General features: G+C 31.6%; 7 protein-coding genes. 2 read left to right on the top strand and 5 right to left on the bottom strand.

What is annotated here, in order from left to right:
• On the top strand, positions 1 to 1578 hold a 1578-nt coding region (locus ACI3VO_RS00900), incomplete at its 5' end, for a heavy metal translocating P-type ATPase (protein ID WP_439756092.1).
• Between the two features lie 288 nt (positions 1579 to 1866).
• Here ACI3VO_RS00900 and ACI3VO_RS00895 read toward each other — a convergent pair.
• Complete coding sequence (locus ACI3VO_RS00895; protein ID WP_439756091.1) at positions 1867 to 2187, bottom strand: DUF1963 domain-containing protein; 321 nt, start codon at positions 2185 to 2187, stop codon at positions 1867 to 1869.
• Between the two features lie 133 nt (positions 2188 to 2320).
• Here ACI3VO_RS00895 and ACI3VO_RS00890 point away from each other — a divergent pair, with 133 nt between their 5' ends.
• Entirely contained in the window at positions 2321 to 2968 is a 648-nt protein-coding gene (locus ACI3VO_RS00890; protein ID WP_439756090.1) for a hypothetical protein, read from the top strand.
• 183 nt (positions 2969 to 3151) lie between these two features.
• Here the strand turns inward: ACI3VO_RS00890 and leuB are convergent, their stop codons facing one another.
• The 4 genes from leuB to leuA form a co-directional block, all read right to left on the bottom strand.
• Positions 3152 to 4222, bottom strand: coding sequence for a 3-isopropylmalate dehydrogenase (gene leuB / locus ACI3VO_RS00885; protein WP_439756089.1), 1071 nt, complete (start codon positions 4220 to 4222; stop codon positions 3152 to 3154).
• 89 nt (positions 4223 to 4311) lie between these two features.
• Positions 4312 to 4797 (bottom strand): 3-isopropylmalate dehydratase small subunit, encoded by a 486-nt coding sequence (leuD, locus tag ACI3VO_RS00880; RefSeq protein WP_439756088.1) that lies wholly within the window; start codon positions 4795 to 4797, stop codon positions 4312 to 4314.
• Positions 4797 to 6086 (bottom strand): 3-isopropylmalate dehydratase large subunit, encoded by a 1290-nt coding sequence (leuC, locus tag ACI3VO_RS00875; protein WP_439756087.1) that lies wholly within the window; start codon positions 6084 to 6086, stop codon positions 4797 to 4799. The genes leuD and leuC overlap by 1 nt, the downstream gene beginning before the upstream one ends.
• A gap of 108 nt (positions 6087 to 6194) precedes the next feature.
• Positions 6195 to 7940, bottom strand: coding sequence for a 2-isopropylmalate synthase (leuA, locus tag ACI3VO_RS00870; RefSeq protein WP_439756086.1), 1746 nt, complete (start codon positions 7938 to 7940; stop codon positions 6195 to 6197).
• Positions 7941 to 8166: the final 226 nt, after the last annotated feature.

Here is an 8166-nt window from a genome sequence, read left to right as displayed (position 1 = left end):
TTACTTGAAGACTTGACAGTAGAAAAAGCACAATCAGGAATTGAAAATCTGATAAAATTAACACCTCAAAAAGCTAGAGTTATAAGAGATGGCGAAGAAGTATTAATCGAAGCAGATGATGTCCAAATAAACGACATCGTAAGAGTTATCGCTGGTGAAACAATTCCAGTAGATGGAGTTATAATAAAGGGTGAAGGCTCTATAGACGAATCAATAATGAATGGAGAATCTCTTCCAGTAGATAAAAGCGTTGGAGATGAGGTTCTAAGTGGAACTATAAATCAATTTTCTACTTTTGATATCAAAGCTACAAAGACATCTAACAACAGTTCTCTAAAGAGAATGATACGTCTTGTTGAAGAAGCCGATGCTTCTAAAGCACCTATTGTAAGCTTAACTGATAGATGGGCTACATGGATAGTAGTTATCGCTTTAGTATCCTCTGTAGGAACTTTTTTAGTGACTCATCAAATTCTAAGATCTGTAACTATACTAGTCGTATTTTGTCCTTGTGCATTAGTACTTGCTACTCCAACAGCCATAATGGCAGGAATCGGAAATGCTACTAAATACGGTATACTTATAAAAGGCGGAGATATTGTCGAGAGATTATCTAAAATAAAAAATATAGCCTTTGATAAAACAGGAACTTTAACTTACGGTAAATTATCAGTTGCAGATTATAAAAGCTTCAGCGATAATTACAGCGATGATGAATTTTTGAAAATTTTAGCATCAGTTGAATCTTACTCAGAACATCCACTTGGCAAAGCAATTACAGCTTATTATAAAGAAAACAACCAAGATTTGTTAGAAGTAAAAGACTTTACTGTAAATCCTGGTAAAGGTATAAAGGCTACTTTAGAGGACAAAGACATTTTAGTAGGTAACTTAAAAATTATGCAAGGTGCCAATATAGATATAAAAGAAAATATCATAAATTTCTCAGATGAATTTTCTAAAAAAGGATGTACAGTTATCTATTTATCAATAAATAATGAATTAATCGGATATGCAGCACTTTCTGATGTAGTAAGAGAAGAAAGTAAAAACATAATAAAACTTATAAAAAATGACAATGTAACTCCTATTATGCTGACTGGAGACAACGAATACAGCGCAAAAAATATAGCAAATTCTATTGGCATAGAAAAAGTTTATTCTAGTCTACTTCCAGAGGATAAAATGAACATCATCAAGAAATTAGAAGACCAAGGAGATTCTACTTGTATGATAGGCGATGGAGTAAATGATGCTCTAGCACTAAAATATGCAAATGTCGGTATATCAATGGGATCTATAGGTAGTGATATAGCTATAGAGGCTTCAGATATAGCATTAGTAAGCGATGACATTAAAAATATTCCTTACTTACTTTTCTTAGCTAAAAAAACTATGAGTACTATAAGATGGAACGTCGCATTTTCACTAATACTAAACTTTGTAGCTATAATACTTGCTATGACTGGTATCCTAAACCCTGTAGTTGGAGCTCTAGTCCACAACCTAGGTTCAGTATTTGTTATAATAAATTCTGCTAAACTTTTAAAAACAAAAAATACTATAGTTTTAGATTAAAAACTATTGACTATAGAGCAACTCCATAGTTTATAATAAATATTTACGTAAAAATAAAATAAATGATTGACAATTTTTGCAAAAGCAATTATAATTAAATTAGAAAATTAAGTTATGGAATTTATGTTTGAAAACGTATATACAAGTCAGAAGACTTTAAGTGTCTTCTGACTTTTTTTTATTATTCTAGCTTAATATTCATATTCTGCTTTCCCCAAAGTAAGAATAAAATAGACCCTGTCTTAAATAGATTTTTTAATGTCACCCCCTTAGGAGTGACTTTTTTTCTTAATAGCACTGTAATATACACCATATATTCTCAAAATTACTAGATTTCAAATCGTCCTCTTTTATATAGAAATAAAGGCTACCACAATCATCAAATTCTACTGGAAAATCCTCTGTTTCACAATCAATTCCCATATTAGCAACTAATTCACACTCTTCTAGCATCGAATTTTGAACTACATTCGCATAACCTAAAATTTTATTCATTTGTACTTCTTCTAGCTCATCAAGCTCATGTTCAGTATAGTCAGCTTCATATTGAGATTTTATAATATCGTCTATTATAGATTCTATTTCCTCACCTTTATCGTTTACATCCAATGATAAAAGCTCATATCTAAACTTACGATAAAACGTATAATATCCTTATTTTGGTTACATAATTATAATAGTTATTTATTTAAAAATACAAGCTTTTAAGCTATAATTATATTGAGGAAAGTAGGGATAACATATGACAACCAGGGATACAGTAAAACTTGACGAAATTTTAAAACGTTTATTCACTACCTCTAATAAAGTACTAATAAAACTTCTCAATGCTATATTTGAGGAGAATTTTAATCCAGATGAAGTCAGTGTAAGCATTACAAATAGCGAATTTATCGATGAGACATTAGATGTTTTGAGAGCAGATATGATTTTTAAGGTTTTTGAAAAGGGAAACAGTAATTTTGACAAGAATAAAATGAATTACCACATAGAATTTCAAACTAAAAATGATAATACTATGGTAATTAGAACATTTGAATACGGATTCAGAAAAGGTAAAGAGAACAGCGAAAGAATTAAAGACGGTATAACAAAGCTATATTTTGGTGAAGATTTTCATAAAATGTTATTAGCAATACAAAATCTAATTGAGTACTTAAACAGAAATTACATTGATGATGAGAGTTTGGAAGAAGAGGTGAGTATTATGACAAAGACATTATATGATCCAGAAGTTGAAAAACGTGGCTATGAAAAAGGCAAAATTGAAGGTAAAATTGAAATTATCTTAAACATGTACTCAGAAGGTCTAGATGAAAATCAAATATCTAAGCTTACTAAAGTAGATACTCAAAGAGTACAAGAAATAATAAAAGAGCATACTAACTAAATTTAAAACATCTCCAGTCAAAGTACATGATTGGGGATATTTTTTTATTTTATATCAAATATCCAACAAAAAATCCATAAGGCATAAATACTTCATCTACACCCTATGGATCTTCCGTTATACTGTATTTGTTTTGTAATTAATCATATTATTAAGAGATAAATCCTCTAAAATTCATTTAAACTATATTTGTTTTGCTATTAAATCTCCCATTTCCTTAGTTCCAACTACAGTTCCAACACCGTTATAGATATCCTTAGTTCTGTATCCAGCATTTAAAACATCTGTAACTGCTGCTTCTATAGCCTTAGCTTCTTCTTCTAATTTGAAGCTGTATCTAAGCATCATAGCTACTGATAATATTGTAGCAATTGGGTTTACTACATTTTGGCCTGCTATATCAGGTGCACTACCATGAATTGGTTCGTACATACCGAAGTCGTCTCCTCTAACTGAAGCTGATGGTAGCATTCCTATAGAACCTGTTATCATTGAAGCTTCATCTGATATTATGTCACCAAATATATTGTTAGTTACGATAACATCAAATTGAGAAGGATCTTTTACTAATTGCATTGCCGCATTATCTACATACATATATGATAATTCTACTTCTGGATAATCATTTGCAAGTTCATTTAAAACCTTTCTCCATAATTTAGAGCTGTCAAGAACGTTGGCTTTATCTACACAAGTTAATTTTTTATTTCTTATCATTGCTGTTTCAAAAGCTTTTTTACCGATTCTTCTAATTTCATTTTCGTCATATTTTTCTACATCGTATGCAAATTCAACACCATTTTCTACACCTGTTTTTCTTTCGCCGAAGTAAATTCCACCTGTAAGCTCTCTTACAACTACAAAGTCTACCCCTTTTTCAACTATGTCAGCTCTAAGTGGAGATGCTTCCTTGATGCTTTCGTGCATAGTCGCAGGTCTTAGATTAACAAATAATCCTAATCCTGATCTAAGTGCTAGTAATCCTTTTTCTGGTCTTCTTTCACTTGGTATGTTGTCCCATTTTGGTCCACCAACTGCACCTAGAAGTACTGCATCGCTTTTTTTACATATATCTAAAGATTCTTCAGGAAGTGGAACTCCTGTAGCATCTATAGCTGCTCCACCACCTAAAACATTTGTACATTCAAATTTATGATTGTATTTTTCACCTATTTTATTTAAAACTTTTATTCCTTCGTCTATAATTTCAGGACCTACACCGTCCCCTTTTATAACTGCTATTTTAAAATCCATCTATCGTAATCCCCCTGGTTGGTTTCTAATTTTCCCTTATATCTTTCATAAGCTACTTTTCCCAAATATTATTTATACTTTGTAATTATTTATTTTTTTCCTATAGATTTAATTAAACCACCATTTTGAATTATGTTTTGCATAAATTCTGGGAATGGTTCTGCTTGGTAAGTTTCACCTTTAGTTACGTTTTTGATTATACCTGTGTTAAAATCTATTTCTACCTTATCGCCTTCTTCAATTCCCTTTGCTGCTTCTTCACATTCAAGTATTGGAAGCCCTATATTTATAGCATTTCTATAGAAAATTCTAGCAAAAGTAGATGCTATTACACATGAAATACCACTTTCTTTTATAGCTATTGGAGCATGCTCTCTTGAAGAACCACATCCAAAGTTTTTATTTGCTACTATTATATCGCCTTCTTCTACTTTTTTAGCGAATTCTGTATCTATATCCTCCATACAGTGAGATGCTAATTCCTTCATATCAGGTGTATTTAAGTATCTCGCTGGTATAATTACGTCTGTATCTATATTATCTCCATATTTAAAAACTTTTCCACTTGCTAACATTATTTTTCCCCTCCACAAACTTCACTTGGTGATGATATTTTTCCTGTTATTGCAGATGCTGCTGCAACTGCTGGACTTGCTAAGTAAATTTCTGATTCTGTATGTCCCATTCTACCTACAAAGTTTCTATTTGTAGTTGATACTGCTCTTTCTCCTGCTGCTAATATACCCATATGTCCACCTAAGCATGGTCCACATGTTGGTGTTGAAATTGCAGCTCCTGCAAGTACCATATCAGTTATATATCCTTTTTCTATTGCTTCAAGATAGATTGCTTGTGTTCCTGGGAAAACTATACATCTTACATCATCAGCAACTTTTTTACCTTTTAATATTTCTGCAGCTATTCTCATATCTTCTATTCTACCATTTGTACAAGAACCGATTATTACTTGATCTATTTTTATATCTTCAGTTATTTCATCAGTAGTTTTTGTATTTTCTGGTAGATGTGGAAATGCTACTGTTGGTTTTAATTGACTTAAATCTATTTCAATCACTCTGTCGTATTCAGCATCTTCGTCTGCTTCATATACAGTTGGATTTTTTTCTATAGTTGCACATGGATGAGCAGCCATGTATTCTTTAGTTGTTTCATCAACAGGGAATATACCATTTTTAGCCCCTGCTTCTATAGCCATATTACAAATTGTAAATCTATCATCCATTGTCAAGTATCCAACACCGTCTCCTGTGAATTCCATTGACATGTATCTAGCACCGTCAACTCCGATTTCACCGATTATGTGAAGGATTATATCTTTACCACTGATCCATTTAGCTGGTTTGTTTTTAAGAACAAATTTGATTGCTCCAGGAACCTTAAACCATGCTTTTCCTGTTGCCATACCAGCAGCCATATCAGTTGATCCTATACCTGTTGAGAAAGCACCAAGTGCTCCATATGTACAAGTATGTGAGTCAGCTCCTATTACTACATCACCTGCTGTTACTAATCCTTTTTCTGGTAGTAAGCAGTGTTCTATACCCATTTGACCTACGTCAAAGTAGTTTACTACTTCTTTTCCTCTAGCGAAAGTTCTCGCTACCTTACATTGTTCTGCACTTTTTATATCCTTGTTTGGTGTGAAGTGATCACAAACTATTGTAACCTTAGTTTTATCGAATACTTCATTTATTCCTAATTTATTAAATTCAGTTATTGCAACTGGAGTAGTTATATCGTTTCCTAATACTAAATCTAGGTTAGCTTCTATTAATTGTCCTTTTTTTACTTCGTCCATCCCTGCGTGCTTTGCTAGGATTTTTTGTGTCATGGTCATTCCCATTGTAGTGTCCTCCTCTATTTCTATATTAATATATACCAATTCTCAATGTTTAAGTTGATAGGCTATAGCTAAAAAGCTAAAGCCTATATATCTAAATAACAATTTTTATTATTCTACATTCATTTTTATGTAGCTCTTGTTTATAGCATGCATAAGTGCACTTATAGCTGCTGTATTTATATTTTCAGATATCCCAACTCCGAAGTATGGTTCAGTAGCACCAGTATCGATTTGTATGTAAGCAACACCTTTAACATGTGAACCTTCACCAAGAGCATGTTCATGATAATGTACGAACTTATAATTTTTAAGTGGTTTTAATTCTTCTTCTTCTTGTTCCATTAATGCATTACTGAAAGCATCTACTGGTCCATTACCAATTCCTTTTATTGTGTAATTATGGTTATTAAAGTTTATAATAGCTTCTAATTCTAGCATATTTGTAGCAACATCACCATTTTCAACATCAAATGAATCAGAATCAGCTGAGCTTATTTTATATTTTGTTAATTTATATGGTGTTTCTATATTGATATACCATTTTTCAAATAATCCAAATATTTCTTGTGGAGAAAGTTCTTTTCCCATTGAATCTGAACATTTTTTAACAACTTTACCAAAGTATTTTTGCATAGCCTTTGGCATATTGTATCCAAATTCACTTTCCATGATATACGCTGCTCCACCTTTACCTGATTGTGAATTGATTCTGATGATTTCTTTGTATTCTCTTCCTAAATCGTGAGGATCTAGTGGTAAGTATGGAACTTGCCAGATATATTCGTGTCTTGCTTCTCTCGCCTTCATACCTTTTCTTATAGCATCTTGGTGTGATCCAGAGAATGCTGTGAATACTAAATCTCCTACATATGGATGTCTTTCATGAATACTTAATTTTGTACAATCCTTGTATATTTCTGCTATATCGTTTATATCTGAAAAATCAAGTTCAGGATCTATACCTTGAGAGTACATATTCATACCAACTACTAATATGTCTAAGTTTCCTGTTCTCTCTCCATTTCCAAATAAAGTTCCTTCTATTCTATCTGCCCCTGCAAGTAATCCTAATTCAGCTGCAGCTGTTGATGTTCCTCTATCATTGTGTGGATGTAAGCTTATTGATACACAATCTCTATTTTTAACAGTTTTACTAAACCATTCGATTTGATCTGCATATCTATTTGGTGTAGTCATTTCCACTGTTGATGGTAAGTTGATTATCATCTTATTTTCTGGAGTTGGTTCCCATACATCCATAACTGCTTCACATATTTCTAATGCATAGTCCATTTCAGTTCCAGTAAAGCTTTCTGGTGAATATTCAAATTGGAAGTTTGTTTCTGGATATTTAGCAGCTTCTTCTTTTATTAATTTTGCCCCTTTAACAGCTATATCTATTATTTCCTCTTTATTCATATTGAACACTACATCTCTTTGTAAAACTGATGTTGAGTTGTATAAATGAACTATTGCATTTTTACATCCTTTTAATGCTTCAAAAGTTTTTGTTATTAAGTGTTCTCTTGATTGAGTTAAAACTTGTACCTTTACATCATCTGGTATTAAGTTTTCATCTATTAATTTTCTTAAAAAATCGTATTCAGTTTGTGATGCTGATGGAAATCCTATTTCAATTTCCTTAAATCCAACTTCTAGTAGCATGTTAAACATTCTCATTTTTTCGTCTACGCTCATTGGTGTAGGTAGTGATTGATTTCCGTCTCTTAAGTCTACACTACACCATATAGGTGCTTTAGTTATTTCCTTGTCTGGCCATTCACGATTTGTAAAGTTCTTTGGTTGAAATTCTGGTTTCACATATTTTTTATAATTAAACTCATTATTTTTCATATTTAAAATCCCCCTGTATTAATTTTTTTACATTACCCTAAATATTATCAGTATTTTCAATATATTCAGTATTTTCTGATTTTTATTTTTGTTATTATTCCCGTTTTTTCCAGTTATTTATAGAATTTACTATATGATTTTTCATATTTGTAATTAAATTGTGCCTTTTAAATTTTTATTTTCCCTATTATTTTTTTATTTTGAACTCTTGTGCCCTATCCGAGTC

This window comes from Intestinibacter sp. (genome assembly GCF_051866655.1).
In the GTDB taxonomy this organism is placed as follows: Bacteria; Bacillota; Clostridia; order Peptostreptococcales; family Peptostreptococcaceae; genus Intestinibacter.
This window is presented reverse-complemented; position numbering and strand designations above follow the sequence as displayed.